We start from the raw sequence: 14,553 nt of genomic DNA on the forward strand, positions 1-14,553 counted from the left end.
TTTAACCGAAAAACACCTTTTTTTACTGCTCGAAGCTTTGCACACTTCCAGATTTATTCCATAGCATCGGTAGGATTTTTCCAAAATGCTCTACGCAAGCGCTGGTCCAGAACTGTGTGTCAGCCGCCGGGCCGGTTGCCAGCAAATCGCGCTCAGCCAGTAGGCGGTGCAATTGGCGAGCCACGGCGGCCCCCGTGTCGATCAAGATGATCGAAGAAGGGAGCATCTGAGCGAGCAGAGGCTTGAGGAAGGGATAGTGCGTGCAGCCCAGAATAAGCGTGTCACACCCGGCCGCCAGCAAAGGCTCAACATACCCTTGCAACAGCGTGCGTAGGGCCTCGCTGTGCAGGTCGCCGGTTTCTATCAACTCCACCAGGCCCGGACAAGGCTGAGTGATGACGCGCACGTCGTTGGCGAAGCGATCCAGCAAGGCGGCGAATTTGGCACTTTGCAAGGTGCCGGTCGTGGCAAGCACGCCGACGACGCCGCTGCGTGTCGCCGCGGCTGCTGGCTTGACCGCGGGTTCCATCCCCACAATTGGCCACGCCGGGTAACGTTGACGCAGGTCGGCAACGGCCGCCACGGTGGCGGTATTACAGGCCAGCACCAACGCTTTGGCACCTTGTTGTTGAAAAAATTCGGCCATCACGACGCAGCGCTGACGGATGAACTCCGGGCTTTTTTCGCCATAAGGGATGTGCCCGCAATCCGCCACGTACAGCAGCGACTCACTGGGCAGCCGTTGATTGATTTCGTTGAGCACCGACAAGCCGCCGACACCCGAGTCAAACACACCAATCGGTGCTTCACGCATGGCCGCACACGCTGCATGCCGGATCTCGCTTAACCCGCAACTCGCGAAAACGCGTGCTCAGGGCATCAATCAGCAACAGGCGGCCCACTAATGGCTCGCCAAAACCGGCCAGCACTTTAAGGGCTTCCAAGGCTTGCAAACTGCCTACGAGCCCCACCAACGGGCCAATCACCCCGGCTTCGCTACAGGTCAACTCGTCTTCGCTGCCATGCCCGTATAAACAGTGATAACAAGGGCTGGTCGCCTGGCGCGAGTCAAACACCGACAACTGCCCTTCCAGCCGGATCGCGGCACCGCTGACCAGCGGCTTGCGTGCAGCCACACAGGCGGCATTGACCGCTTCGCGGGTGCTGAAGTTGTCACAGCAATCAAGCACCAGATCGACAGCGGCCACTGCGTGCGCCAATGAATCAGCTTGCAGCGCCGAGCGATGGGCGACCAATTTGATTTCAGGGTTGATGGCGCTTAGACGGCGCAGCGCCGAGTCGACTTTGTGTTCACCCACACCGTCGGTGTCATGAATAATCTGGCGTTGCAGGTTGGTCAGGTCAACGCGGTCGAAGTCGGCCAAATGCAGCTCGCCCACGCCCGCCGCCGCAAGATAAAGAGCCACTGGCGAACCCAACCCGCCCACACCGACGATCAGCACGCGGCTGTTTTTCAGCTTGAGTTGACCGTCGATATCGACCTGTTGCAACAGGATCTGTCGGCTATAGCGCAACAGCTCCTGATCGCTCAGCACGGTAGGCGACCCAAGGTGATGCGTTCATGAGCGCCCAGGTCCTTGCGACTTTCAATCTGCTCGAAGCCTGCCGTGTGCAACAAATCACGCACGGCTGCCGCTTGATCGTAACCGTGCTCAAGCATTAGCCAGCCACCCGCATTGAGGTGGTGCGGGGCTTGCGCGACGATGTCTCGCAGGTCGTCAAGGCCATCGGCACCGGCCACCAGCGCGCTTTCAGGCTCGAAGCGCACATCGCCCTCAGCCAGATGAATGTCACCCGCGGCGATATAAGGGGGGTTGCTGATGATCAAGTCGAAGCGTTGATCGGCCAGCGCACTGAACCAGTGACTGTTCAACACGGTGACGTTTTCGAGCTGCAAGCGCTGACGATTACGTTCGGCAAGCGCCACGGCTTCGAGCACCCGGTCAACCGCCGTGACCTTCCATGCCGCACGCTCACTGGCCAGCGCCAAGGCGATGGCGCCGCTGCCAGTGCCCAGATCCAGCACGCGGGCCGGCGTCGCAGGCAATAACGCTAACGCCGTTTCGACCAGTAACTCAGTGTCCGGGCGCGGGATCAGCGTGTGCGGTGCCACTTCCAGATCGAGGTTCCAGAAGCCCTGCTGCCCCAGAATGTAGGCCACCGGCTCACCCGCACGCCGACGCTTCAGGTACTCGGCAAAGGTCAACGCCGCTTCGCTGCTGACGATTTTTTCAGGCCATGTGTGCAGATAACTGCGCGACTTGCCCAATGCGGCCGCCAGTAACAGCTCCGCATCAAGACGGGCTGTCGGCGAGTCCGGCAGTTCTGCGGCACGTAACAAACTGGCAATAATGGTCATTTATTCACCCAGCGCTGTCAGTTGGTCCGCCTGGAATTCCGCAAGTAACGGCTCAATAACGGCATCTACACCGCCAGCCAAAACGTCATCCAGGGAATACAAGGTCAGGTTGACTCGATGATCTGTCACGCGTCCTTGTGCAAAGTTGTACGTGCGGATGCGCTCGGAGCGGTCTCCAGAGCCCACCAGCAACTTACGCTCGCTGGCAATGGCACTGGCCGCGGCGCTGGTTTGTTGATCGTTCAATTTAGCCGAAAGCCAAGACATCGCCCGTGCCCGGTTTTTATGCTGGGAACGCTCTTCCTGACACTCAACCACAATGCCTGAAGGCAAGTGAGTGATCCGGATCGCCGAGTCGGTCTTGTTAACGTGCTGGCCGCCTGCACCCGACGAGCGATAGGTATCGACGCGCAGGTCCGACGGGTTGATCTCGATGACCTCTTGCTCGTCCGGCTCAGGCAGCACGGCCACGGTGCAGGCTGACGTGTGAATACGGCCCTGGGATTCGGTCGCGGGAACACGCTGCACGCGGTGCACGCCGGATTCAAATTTCAACTTGCCGTAAACATTCTCACCTTCGACCCGAGCAATGACTTCTTTATAGCCACCATGCTCGCCCGGGTTTTCCGACAGGATTTCGAGTCTCCAGCCACGACGCTCAGCGTAGCGCGAATACATGCGAAACAGATCACCGGCAAAGATCGCCGCCTCGTCACCGCCGGTGCCCGCGCGGATTTCGAGGAAGACGTTGCGACCGTCATTAGGGTCTTTAGGCAGCAACATACGCTGCAGGTCTTTTTCCAGCTCGGTCAGCCGTTCTTTGGCTTCGCGCACTTCCTCTACGGCCATTTCCCGCATGTCAGGGTCGTTGTCCTTGAGCAAGGCCTGCGCACCCTCAAGGTCTGCCTGCACCTTGAGCCACAACGCATAGGTTGCAGCAATAGGTTCAACTTCGGCGTATTCCTTGGAATAGGCGCGAAACTTGGTCTGATCCGAAATGACTTCGCCATCGCCAAGCAATGCGGTCAGTTCTTCAAAACGGTCCTGGAGGATGTCCAGTTTATTAAGCAGTGACGCTTTCATTACTATTTTTTATCCGCAGAGCTATCCGATGAGCCCTCACCGAGGGCAAAAAGTTCTTGGGCCATGGCCAGCGCATCGAGGCGGCCTTCGGCGGAAAGCTTTTTCAACTGCACGCTGGGTGCGTGCAGCAATTTATTAGTCAGGCCACGTGCCAGTTGTGCCAGTACGTCTTCCGGGTTGGCACCGTTGGCGAGCAGCCGCTGGGCCTTTTGCAGCTCTTCATCACGCAGGCGCTCGCTTTGCTGACGATAGGCCTTGAGTACATCCACCGCCGCCAGTTCACGCAAGCGCACCATAAAGTCGTCAGCGCCAATCCTGACCAGTTCTTCCGCCGCCTGGGCTGCACCCTGACGACTTTTGAGGTTTTCGGCGACAACCTCATGTAAATCATCGACGGTATAAAGGTAAACGTCGTCCAACTCGCCGACTTCGGGTTCGATATCACGTGGAACGGCAATATCGACCATAAAAATAGGTTTGTGCTTGCGCAACTTGAGGGCGCTTTCAACCGCGCCCTTACCCAGAATCGGCAGTTGGCTGGCAGTCGAGCTGATCACAATATCGCTGTGCACCAACTCTTGAGGAATATCGGACAGCAGCACCGCGTGGGCACCGAACTCTTCAGCCAGAATGCTCGCGCGCTCCAGCGTACGGTTAGCCACCACAATGCGTTTGACCCCCAGATCATGCAGATGGCGGGCGACCAGAGTGATGGTCTCGCCCGCACCGATCAGCAACGCCTGGCTGCGTTGCAAGTCGCTGAAAATCTGTTTGGCCAAGCTGACGGCTGCAAAAGCCACCGACACCGGGTTTTCACCAATGGCCGTGTCAGTGCGCACTTGCTTGGCCGAGTTGAAGGTGGCTTGAAACAAACGCCCCAACAAAGGCCCGACCGTGCCAGCTTCACGCGCCACGGCGTAAGCCGACTTCATTTGACCGAGAATTTGTGGCTCGCCCAACACCAGCGAATCCAGCCCCGCAGCCACCCGCATCATGTGACGAACGGCAGCGTCATCCTCATGGATGTAGGCGCAGGCCCTCAATTCTTCAAGGCTCAGGTTGTGATAGTCAGCCAGCCACTGGAGCACGGCATCGGCACTAGGGTGGTCCTGTTCGACGTAAAGTTCACTGCGATTGCAGGTGGAGAGGATCGCAGCTTCGCGACTGTCGGTGTGACGGCAGAGCTGCTGCAAGGCCTCAACCAACTGCTCTGGCGTAAAAGCCACGCGCTCGCGGACATCTACTGAAGCAGTCTTGTGGTTAATACCGAGTGCGAGGAAGGCCATTCAAGATCGCTGATGATGACGAGAAGCCGGCAATTGTCCTACTTCGCCCGAGTGAGAACAACCATTGCTGACTATTGTCTCTATAGTTAATGTCTGTTGAACCTCTCTGAACTAACATCGTCAGACCCCCATATCGATAGTCGCACACCCTAGGGTTTGCGCCATCGCATGTGTCATGATGCCCGGACCGCAGGTAAGTCGCCCATCTCTTATATGAATAGATCCTCCGCGTTGTTTCTCGCCCTCGTCCTTCTCAGTGGCTGCCAGGCTTTGGCCCCCACGTCCCCGGATGACTCGTCACCGGCAGAAGACGTTGCCTCCACCCCGGAAAAACCCGTGGTCTACGGCTCGTTCAGCGAAGATACGCTGTACAGCCTGCTGAGTGCAGAACTGGCCGGTCAACGTAATCGTCTGGACCTGGCACTGGACAACTACGTGACACAGGCGATTAACACCCAGGATCCGGGCGTGTCCGAGCGTGCATTCCGTATTGCCGAGTACCTGGGCGCGGATCAGGCCGCACTCGATACCTCGCTGATCTGGGCCAGAAACGCACCGGACGAACTTGAAGCACAGCGGGCCGCCGCTATTCAGTTGGCGCGCAATGGTCGTTATGACGACTCCATGGTGTACATGGAAAAAGTCCTGCAAGGCCAAGGCGACACCCACTTCGACTTCCTGGCCTTGTCAGCGGCAGAAACGGATGCGCAAACCCGAGCGGGCCTGCAAAAGAACTTTGATCGCCTGCTACTCAAGTACCCCGACAACAGTCAGTTGATTTTTGGCAAGGCCCTACTGATGCAGCAGGATGGCGACGCTGAAGGCGCATTGAAGCTGCTGGAGAAAAACCCTCCGCAGGACGGTGAAATCGCGCCGATTTTGCTGCGCGCACGCTTGCTGCAAAGCCTGAACCGAGGCGACGAAGCACTGCCCCTGCTGAAAAAAACCGTTAACCAATACCCTGATGACAAGCGACTGGGGCTGACCTATGCCCGCACGCTGATCGAACAGAATCAATTTGCCGAAGCAAAAGTGCAGTTTGCCAGCCTGTTACAGCAATACCCGGAAGATGACGAACTGCGTTTTTCGCTCGCGCTGCTCAGCCTTGAAGGAAAGAACTGGGACGAAGCCGAAGGCTATCTGGAAGACTTGATTGCACGCGACAGCCATGTCGATTCGGCCCACTTGAACCTTGGCCGCATTGCTGAAGAACGCAAGGATCCGCAAGGTGCATTGATCGAATATGCACAAGTTGGCCCCGGCAATGACTATTTACCTGCGCAATTACGCCAGGCCGACATCCTGATCAGTAACGGCCGTGGTGCCGAAGCCACTAAAAAGCTGGCAGCCGCCCGCGAGGCGCAGCCTGAATACGCCAGCCAGTTGTACCTGATCGAAGCAGAAACCCTGGCGGCGAATAATCAGACCGATCGCGCCTGGACGGTTCTGCAACAAGCCATCAAGCAAAATCCTGAAGACCTGAGCCTGCTCTACTCACGCGCCATGCTGGCCGAAAAACGCAATGATATTGCGCAAATGGAGCGCGATTTGCGCGCCATTCTTCAGCGCGAGCCAGACAACGCGATGGCATTAAACGCGCTGGGCTATACGCTTTCGGACCGAACCACCCGATACGACGAAGCCAAAGCGCTGATCCAGCAAGCTTATGATCTGAACCCGGACGACCCGGCCGTGCTCGACAGCCTCGGCTGGGTCAATTTCCGCCTGGGTAATTTGCCTGAAGCCGAGCGCCTGCTGCGCCAGGCCTTTGAGCGCTTCCCCGATCAAGAAGTAGCAGCGCACTTGGGTGAAGTGTTGTGGGCCAGCGGCAAACAACGCGAAGCCAAACAAATCTGGGGCACTTTTCTTAAAGAAAATCCTGACAGCCCTATTCTGCGCAAAACCGTTTTGCGCCTGACCGGATCAGAGACTCTTTAACTCATGTTTTTTCGTCATGTTCGTCACATTATCGCTTTGAGCCTCCTCGCTACACTTGCTGGCTGTATGAGCCTGGGTTCCCATGAGTCAGTTGAAGGCCACGGGAATCAAGCATTATGGTCACAGCATAAACAGCAGCTGACGCAGCTGGACGGCTGGCAAATCAATGGCAAGGTCGGCATTCGCGCCCCTAAAGACTCAGGCAGCGCCACCTTGTTCTGGCTTCAACGCCAGGAGTATTACGACATTCGCCTGTCCGGCCCGCTCGGCCGAGGGGCAGCACGTTTAACGGGTCGTCCGGGAAATGCCAGCCTTGAAGTCGCGGGCCAAGGTCGCTTTGTGGCCGCAAGCCCCGAAGAATTGCTCGGTGAGCAACTGGGCTGGAGCTTGCCGGTATCACATTTGGTCTGGTGGGTACGCGGCTTGCCGGCACCTGACAGCAAAAGCCGGGTCACACTCAACACCGACAGCCGCTTGGCCACTCTGGAACAGGACGGCTGGAAAGTTGAATATTTGAGCTATGTCGAGCAAAACGGTTACTGGCTGCCAGAGCGGGTCAAACTCCACGGCCCGGATCTGGACGTAACCCTCGTCGTAAAAAATTGGCAACCCCGTCAGTTGGGACAATGACATGCAAAAAGATGTACTGGTGCTGCCCTCCCCGGCAAAACTGAATTTGATGCTGCACATCCTGGGTCGTCGCGAAGATGGTTACCACCAGTTGGAAACCGTGTTTCAGTTTCTCGATTACGGTGATGAAATGACCTTTGCCGTGCGCGACGACGGCAAAATCTGTCTGAATACCCCGTTTGAGGGCGTGCCTCACGATCAAAACCTGATCGTCAAAGCCGCAAAAAAACTGCAAGAGCAGTCAAGTTGCTCTCTGGGTATCGATATCTGGATCAAAAAAGTGCTGCCTATGGGCGGCGGTATCGGCGGTGGCAGCTCCAATGCTGCGACAACATTGCTCGGCCTCAATCACTTGTGGCAATTGAATTGGGATGAAGACCGCCTCGCCGCACTGGGTTTAACGCTGGGGGCTGACGTACCGGTTTTCGTGAGGGGCCGCGCCGCCTTCGCTGAAGGCGTGGGTGACATCCTTTCGCCGGAATACCCCGAAGAGCCTTGGTACGTTGTGCTCAAGCCGCAAGTCTCTGTAAGCACAGCAGAAATTTTTTCACATCCGTTGTTGACACGTAACACTTTGCCCATTAAAGTGCGCCCCGTTCCCAAGGGAAACAGCCGAAACGACTGCGAAGCAGTGGTAACGGAGCTTTACCCAGATGTACGTAAGGCTTTGAATTTGCTAGGTAAATACACCGAAGCAAAATTAACTGGAACTGGAAGTTGTATATTTGGGGCCTTCCCAAACGAAGCAAGTGCTGATAAAGTGCTGCACCTTCTAACAGAGCCCCTTACAGGGTTTGTAGCTAAAGGCAGTAACATTTCGATGTTGCACCGAACACTACAGAATCTGTCAAAGGAAACGGGTACACGGTACTCGTAGCAACAGATACAGGGGCGTCGCCAAGCGGTAAGGCAGCAGGTTTTGATCCTGCCATGCGTTGGTTCGAATCCAGCCGCCCCTGCCATTTCTTATACTCATCCAGGTTACCCTCAGCCTTCAGGTACTGCGCGTGTCCAAGATGATGGTCTTTACGGGGAACGCTAACCCCGATCTAGCTCGGCGTGTCGTACGTCAGCTGCATATCCCACTCGGTGACATTTCTGTCGGTAAGTTTTCCGACGGCGAGATTACCGCTGAGATTAATGAAAATGTCCGCGGTAAAGACGTTTTCATCATTCAGCCGACTTGTGCTCCGACTAACGATAACCTGATGGAACTCGTCGTGATGGCTGATGCCTTCCGCCGCTCCTCAGCGACTCGTATTACTGCTGTTATTCCTTACTTTGGTTATGCCCGTCAGGATCGCCGTCCGCGTTCCGCACGTGTGGCTATCAGCGCAAAAGTTGTTGCTGACATGCTTACCGTAGTCGGCATCGACCGTGTTCTCACGGTTGATTTGCATGCTGACCAAATTCAGGGCTTCTTCGATATTCCTGTAGATAACATCTATGGCTCCCCAGTTTTGGTGGATGACATCGAAGATCAGCGCTTTGAGAACCTAATGATTGTGTCCCCGGATATCGGCGGCGTCGTGCGTGCACGTGCTGTTGCCAAGTCCTTGGGCGTTGATCTGGGTATCATCGACAAACGCCGTGAGAAAGCTAATCACTCTGAAGTGATGCATATCATCGGTGACGTCGAAGGGCGTACCTGCATTTTGGTTGATGACATGGTCGATACCGCCGGCACCCTGTGCCACGCGGCTAAAGCCTTGAAAGAGCATGGCGCTGCCAAAGTGTTCGCCTACTGCACACACCCTGTGCTGTCGGGTCGGGCAATCGAGAATATCGAAAATTCCATGCTGGACGAGCTGGTGGTGACTAACACCATTCCGCTGTCCGCAGCCGCACAAGCCTGTTCGCGTATCCGTCAACTGGATATCGCACCGGTTGTGGCTGAAGCGGTTCGCCGCATCAGCAACGAAGAATCGATCAGCGCGATGTTCCGATAAGGGCCCTGCCCTTCTCTGACTCACGTTGACGAAAAGTGCCCCGCCCCAACAGCCTGTTGGGGCGGGGCTTTTTTGCCCATGCCGTCCATAGCGCTGGTCGCAAACGCTAGGGCGGATGTGGATATTTTGGAGATACAACATGAACGATTTTACTCTGAATGCTGAAGTGCGTTCCGACCTGGGGAAAGGTGCGAGCCGCCGCCTGCGTCGTCTCGCAAGCCTGGTTCCAGCTGTAGTTTACGGTGGCGACAAAGCCCCTGAATCCATCAGCATGCTGGCTAAAGAAGTTGCCAAACTGCTCGAAAACGAAGCTGCTTACAGCCACGTTATCGAACTGACCGTTGGCGGCGTTAAGCAAAACGTGATCATCAAAGCTCTGCAACGTCACCCGGCTAAAGGCCACGTGATGCACGCTGACTTCGTACGCGTTGTTGCTGGTCAAAAACTGACTGCAATCGTACCGGTTCACTTCATCGGTGAAGCGGCTCCGATCAAGAAAGGCGGCGAGATCTCGCACGTTGTTGCGGAAATCGAAGTTTCTTGCCTGCCAAAAGACCTGCCTGAATTCATCGAAGTTGACCTGGCTAACGCCGAAGTCGGCTCGATCATTCACCTGTCGGACATCACCGCTCCTAAAGGCGTTGAGTTCGTAGCTCTGGCACACGGTAACGACCTGGCAGTAGCCAACGTTCACGCTCCACGTGTTGCACCAGAAGCAGAAGCTGAGTAATTCATTACTCTGTCTTTGGAGTCTTGAGAAACATCGCGAGCTAACACGCAGCGAGTAAAGCGGACAAGATCGCGAAGTTTACTCATGTAAACCCGTTTTTTTGTCCGTTTTCGCCGCTAACCGTTAGCGGTGATGTTATCCACAACTCCATAGAAGGGCCCTTGTCGTGACCGCCATAAAACTGATCGTTGGCCTGGGAAATCCAGGCACCGAATACGAACAGACCCGGCATAACGCAGGGGCCCTTTTTGTTGAGCGTCTCGCGGCAGCCAATGGGGTAAACCTCGTTGCCGACCGTAAATATTTTGGCCTGACCGGGCGTTTCAGTTACCAGGGTCAGGATGTTCGCCTGTTGATTCCCACCACCTATATGAACCGAAGCGGCCAAGCCGTTGCGGCGCTTGCCGGTTTCTACCGCATTGCGCCTGAATCCATATTGGTGGCCCACGACGAACTCGACCTGCCACCGGGTGTTGCCAAGCTCAAGCTGGGCGGCGGCCATGGCGGTCATAACGGGTTGCGCGACATCATCGCGCAACTGGGAAACAACAATAATTTCTACCGTCTGCGGCTTGGCATTGGCCACCCAGGCGTCGCCAGCATGGTGTCCAACTTTGTTCTGGGTCGCGCGCCTCGCGCCGAGCAGGAAAAACTGGACGCCAGCATCGATTTTGCCCTCGGCGTGCTGCCGGATATCCTCGCCGGGGAATGGAACCGTGCGATGAAAAACCTGCACAGCCAGAAGGCCTGACTCTACTCCTCGGGGAAAACACCATGGGATTCAATTGCGGCATCGTCGGCCTGCCTAACGTCGGCAAGTCCACCCTGTTCAACGCCCTGACCAAATCCGGTATTGCGGCTGAGAACTTCCCCTTCTGCACGATCGAACCGAACACCGGTATCGTGCCGATGCCCGATCCACGTCTGGATGCGCTGGCGGCCATTGTTAAGCCTCAGCGCGTGTTGCCGACCACCATGGAGTTCGTCGACATTGCAGGCCTGGTGGCCGGCGCGTCGAAAGGCGAAGGTCTGGGCAACAAGTTCCTGGCCAACATCCGCGAAACCGATGCCATCGCTCACGTGGTTCGCTGCTTTGAAGATGAAAACGTGATTCACGTTTCCAACAGCGTTGACCCAAAACGCGACATCGAAATTATCGACCTTGAGCTGATCTTCGCCGACCTCGACAGCTGCGAAAAGCAACTGCAAAAGGTTGCGCGTAACGCCAAAGGCGGTGACAAAGAAGCCATCGCGCAAAAAGCGCTGCTGGAACAGCTGATTGCCCACTTCACCTTGGGCAAGCCGGCACGCAGCCTGATCAAGAACATGGACGCCGATGAGAAACTCATCATCAAAGGCTTCCACTTGTTGACCACCAAGCCGGTGATGTACATCGCTAACGTGGCTGAAGACGGTTTCGAGAACAACCCGCTGCTCGATGTCGTGATGGCCATTGCCGAAGAAGAAGGTGCCATTGTGGTGCCGGTGTGCAACAAGATCGAAGCGGAAATCGCCGAGCTTGATGACGGCGAAGAAAAAGACATGTTCCTAGAGGCCCTGGGCCTTGAAGAGCCGGGTCTGAACCGTGTGATTCGTGCCGGTTACCAAATGCTGGACCTGCAAACCTACTTCACCGCTGGCGTACAAGAAGTTCGCGCCTGGACCGTAAAAGTAGGGGCGACAGCGCCACAAGCGGCCGGCGTGATCCACACCGACTTCGAAAAAGGCTTTATCCGCGCCGAAGTGATCGGCTACGACGACTTCATCAAGTACAACGGTGAAGCTGGCGCGAAAGAAGCCGGTAAATGGCGTCTGGAAGGCAAGGATTACATCGTTAAAGACGGTGACGTTCTGCATTTCCGTTTCAACGTGTAAACCATTACACGTCCAAAAAAACCGCGCTCAGGCGCGGTTTTTTTTGGTCTTTCATTTGATGCGCGTGCGCAAGCGCACTCTGATGCTTCAGCAAGGTCTATGGTTACTACCATCTCAACTTAAGATCGGGAGTTTGAATGATCCCCCGTGCCAATTTCCTGCGTCGTCATGTCGACTCCCTGACTGAAAAAATCTTGACCCGCTGGTCTTCAGGCTGGCGGGACGCGCTGGCCAGCGCCATCGCTGCGGCGCTGGCATGGATTCTCGCGTACCACTTCTTCGGGCACACACACCCGGTGTTTGCCGCCATCAGCGCCGTGGTGTGCCTGGCTCCGGGCCTGCCCAGTCATGGCAAACAAGCCGTAGGGTTGATGGTCGGTGTCGCCACCGGGATTCTCGTGGGTGAGGCGGCTTTATTGCTGCCCGATGGATACCCGTTGCTGCGAATCGGCTTTGCCACCTTTTCAGCGATCTCCATCGCTGCCCTCTATGGCTTGGGCGCGGTGGTACCCATTCAGGCCGGGGTTTCAGCGGTGTTGATGCTTGCCGTGGGCCCGGAGACGGCTGGCGTGGTGCGGATGCTCGACGTACTGGTCGGCGCAGGCGTTGGATTAGTGTTCAGCCAAGTGCTGCTCACGCCTAACCCTATCGGGATTATTGATACTTCGGCCAAGGAGCTGCTTGAAAAACTCGCGCGCGGTTTCAGCAAATGCCAGCAAGCCCTTGAAGAAAACGATGCCGAGAAAGCAAAAAATGCAGTGCTGTTGTTCTCTACCGCCCATGACAGCCTGATCACACTGGAAAACGGTATCAGCAACGCCCGCAATACCGCGCGCTGGACGCTGCGCGGCCGGTTTGTGTCCAGAGAAGTCAAAGACATCGCCAACCGTTATGAACGCCATGCGGTGCGCTTGTACGCCAGCTCCCTGCTCTTCTCTGAGGCGTTTGCCGATGCATTGCGCAAAGAGCAAGGCTCGCCCCCGGCGTCATTGCATGAGCGAATGGCCAATGTCGCCAAAGGGTGCGCCGCCATTGCCCATGACAACGAGAAACCGATGCTGCTGCCCGTGGAACCCACCCAGATAGAGGATGCCGTGTCCGCACCCTGGCAGCTGTGCCTGCAACATATGAGTACGGTTGAAAGCGCTTTGGTGACGTTCGGCTTTACCACCCATAACGACGCCAAGAAAACCGCAGATCCATCTACCGGGATAAAATCCGTGTAGGAGCTGACGAGCTCTGCGAGGCTGCGATCGGCGGCAAAGCCGTCGTAAAAACTCACGCTTGCGACGATTGCATCGTCGAACGCGGCCTCGCAGAACTCTGCAGCTGCTAAGAGATCTCACTCACCCTTTTGACCTGTCAAACCTTCTTGCTGCGCGGCAGAAGAATGGCCAGCACACCCAGCAACGGCAGGTACGAGCACAGGCGGTAGACGTATTCGATGCCATGAATATCAGCCAAATGGCCCAACAACGCAGCGCCAATACCGCCAAAGCCAAACATCAACCCGAAAAAGATTCCCGCAATCATCCCCACATTGCCCGGCACCAATTCTTGCGCATACACCACAATCGCCGAGAACGCCGAGGCCAGAATAAAGCCGATGATCACGCTGAGCACACTGGTCCAGAACAGATCAGCATAAGGCAGCAGCAGCGTGAACGGCGCCACACCCAGTATCGAGAACCAGATCACCGCTTTACGGCCGATACGGTCGCCTATAGGCCCGCCAAAGAAGGTACCGGCAGCCACAGCACCCAGAAACAGGAACAAGTACAACTGCGAGCTGGCAATCGACACATCGAATTTTTCAATCAGGAAGAAGGTGTAATAGCTGGTCAGGCTGGCCATGTAGAAATACTTGGAGAACACCAGCAACCCCAGTACCACCAGCGCACCGAGCACGCGCTGTTTTGACAGGCCGTGAGTCGCTTTCTGACCGGCCTTGAGTTTGAACAGGTTCAAATGATTGCGGTACCAGCGACTGATCACATACAGCAGTCCGATGGCGAACAATGCAAACAAGCCGAACCAGGCCACATTGCCCTGACCAAACGGAATGATGATCGCCGCCGCCAGCAAGGGGCCGAACGCCGAACCGGCGTTACCACCCACCTGAAAGGTCGATTGCGCCAATCCGTAGCGGCCGCCTGATGCCAAACGTGCCACCCGGGACGCTTCAGGGTGAAAGGTTGAAGAGCCAACCCCGACCAGCGCGGCGGCAAGCAAGATCAGCGGAAAGCTGCCCACAGCTGAAAGCATCAAGATCCCCACCAATGTGCAGACCATGCCCGCAGGCAACAGCAGCGGGTTGGGATGGCGATCCGTGTAATAACCCACCCACGGTTGCAACAGAGAGGCGGTTAACTGAAAGGTCAGGGTGATTAAACCGATCTGGGTAAAGGTCAGATCATATTTGGCTTTGAGCAAGGGATAGATCGACGGCAGTACCGCCTGAATCAAATCGTTGATCAAGTGCGCCAAGGCCACTGCGCCAATAATGCGCATGACCAGTGGGCTGGATTGAGGGGCTGGTGTGGCAGTTGTTGTTTTTGTATGTACGTTGCTAAGGGCCATGGGAGTTTCCGGACAGCGGTTGAATGCACGCATGCAGGTGCGTCCAATGTGCCATTTTTATACAAGGCTTTGCCATCCGCAGGCCTTAAAACCTTAAGCATT

Annotated in this window: 14 protein-coding genes and 1 tRNA gene; 9 read left to right on the forward strand and 6 right to left on the reverse strand. The window is 56.3% G+C overall.

What is annotated here, in order from left to right; all coding sequences use genetic code 11:
- Positions 1-22 precede the first annotated feature (22 nt).
- The 5 genes from murI to hemA are packed head-to-tail and all read right to left on the reverse strand — an operon-like array spanning position 23 to position 4,749.
- Positions 23-814, reverse strand: coding sequence for a glutamate racemase (gene murI, locus ACI7MX_RS02225; RefSeq protein WP_314491150.1), 792 nt, complete (start codon positions 812-814; stop codon positions 23-25).
- Complete coding sequence (locus ACI7MX_RS02230) at positions 807-1,556, reverse strand: molybdopterin-synthase adenylyltransferase MoeB (protein ID WP_405588595.1); 750 nt, start codon at positions 1,554-1,556, stop codon at positions 807-809. The genes murI and ACI7MX_RS02230 overlap by 8 nt, the downstream gene beginning before the upstream one ends.
- Positions 1,550-2,380, reverse strand: a complete 831-nt coding sequence (gene prmC / locus ACI7MX_RS02235; protein WP_405588593.1) for a peptide chain release factor N(5)-glutamine methyltransferase — start codon at positions 2,378-2,380, stop codon at positions 1,550-1,552. The genes ACI7MX_RS02230 and prmC overlap by 7 nt, the downstream gene beginning before the upstream one ends.
- Positions 2,381-3,463, reverse strand: a complete 1,083-nt coding sequence (gene prfA, locus ACI7MX_RS02240; RefSeq protein ID WP_314491143.1) for a peptide chain release factor 1 — start codon at positions 3,461-3,463, stop codon at positions 2,381-2,383.
- A gap of 2 nt (positions 3,464-3,465) precedes the next feature.
- Positions 3,466-4,749 (reverse strand): glutamyl-tRNA reductase, encoded by a 1,284-nt coding sequence (gene hemA / locus ACI7MX_RS02245; RefSeq protein WP_314491140.1) that lies wholly within the window; start codon positions 4,747-4,749, stop codon positions 3,466-3,468.
- Positions 4,750-4,962: 213 nt separating this feature from the next.
- Here hemA and ACI7MX_RS02250 point away from each other — a divergent pair, with 213 nt between their 5' ends.
- From ACI7MX_RS02250 to ACI7MX_RS02290, 9 genes are all read left to right on the forward strand, one after another.
- Positions 4,963-6,687 carry a tetratricopeptide repeat protein gene (locus ACI7MX_RS02250; RefSeq protein WP_405588589.1) on the forward strand — a complete coding sequence of 575 codons (1,725 nt, stop codon included), beginning with the start codon at positions 4,963-4,965 and terminating at the stop codon, positions 6,685-6,687.
- Positions 6,688-6,690: 3 nt separating this feature from the next.
- Positions 6,691-7,317, forward strand: a complete 627-nt coding sequence (lolB, locus tag ACI7MX_RS02255) for a lipoprotein insertase outer membrane protein LolB (protein ID WP_405588586.1) — start codon at positions 6,691-6,693, stop codon at positions 7,315-7,317.
- 1 nt (position 7,318) lies between these two features.
- Positions 7,319-8,194 (forward strand): 4-(cytidine 5'-diphospho)-2-C-methyl-D-erythritol kinase, encoded by an 876-nt coding sequence (gene ispE, locus ACI7MX_RS02260; protein ID WP_405588583.1) that lies wholly within the window; start codon positions 7,319-7,321, stop codon positions 8,192-8,194.
- Positions 8,195-8,204: 10 nt separating this feature from the next.
- Positions 8,205-8,279: transfer RNA gene (locus ACI7MX_RS02265), tRNA-Gln, on the forward strand.
- A gap of 45 nt (positions 8,280-8,324) precedes the next feature.
- Positions 8,325-9,266: a ribose-phosphate pyrophosphokinase gene (locus ACI7MX_RS02270; RefSeq protein WP_003208392.1), complete on the forward strand. Its 942-nt coding sequence runs from the start codon at positions 8,325-8,327 to the stop codon at positions 9,264-9,266.
- A gap of 139 nt (positions 9,267-9,405) precedes the next feature.
- Positions 9,406-9,996: a 50S ribosomal protein L25/general stress protein Ctc gene (locus ACI7MX_RS02275; protein ID WP_122786345.1), complete on the forward strand. Its 591-nt coding sequence runs from the start codon at positions 9,406-9,408 to the stop codon at positions 9,994-9,996.
- Between the two features lie 166 nt (positions 9,997-10,162).
- Complete coding sequence (pth, locus tag ACI7MX_RS02280; RefSeq protein WP_405588578.1) at positions 10,163-10,747, forward strand: aminoacyl-tRNA hydrolase; 585 nt, start codon at positions 10,163-10,165, stop codon at positions 10,745-10,747.
- 23 nt (positions 10,748-10,770) lie between these two features.
- Complete coding sequence (gene ychF, locus ACI7MX_RS02285; RefSeq protein ID WP_405588575.1) at positions 10,771-11,871, forward strand: redox-regulated ATPase YchF; 1,101 nt, start codon at positions 10,771-10,773, stop codon at positions 11,869-11,871.
- Between the two features lie 137 nt (positions 11,872-12,008).
- On the forward strand, positions 12,009-13,097 hold the full coding sequence (locus ACI7MX_RS02290) for an FUSC family protein (RefSeq protein WP_314486420.1): 1,089 nt from the start codon (positions 12,009-12,011) through the stop codon (positions 13,095-13,097).
- 136 nt (positions 13,098-13,233) lie between these two features.
- Here ACI7MX_RS02290 and ACI7MX_RS02295 read toward each other — a convergent pair whose 3' ends face one another.
- Positions 13,234-14,451 carry an MFS transporter gene (locus ACI7MX_RS02295; RefSeq protein WP_146427602.1) on the reverse strand — a complete coding sequence of 406 codons (1,218 nt, stop codon included), beginning with the start codon at positions 14,449-14,451 and terminating at the stop codon, positions 13,234-13,236.
- Positions 14,452-14,553: the final 102 nt, after the last annotated feature.

It is taken from the genome of Pseudomonas sp. 2024-210 (assembly GCF_045062345.1).
In the GTDB taxonomy this organism is placed as follows: domain Bacteria; phylum Pseudomonadota; class Gammaproteobacteria; order Pseudomonadales; family Pseudomonadaceae; genus Aquipseudomonas.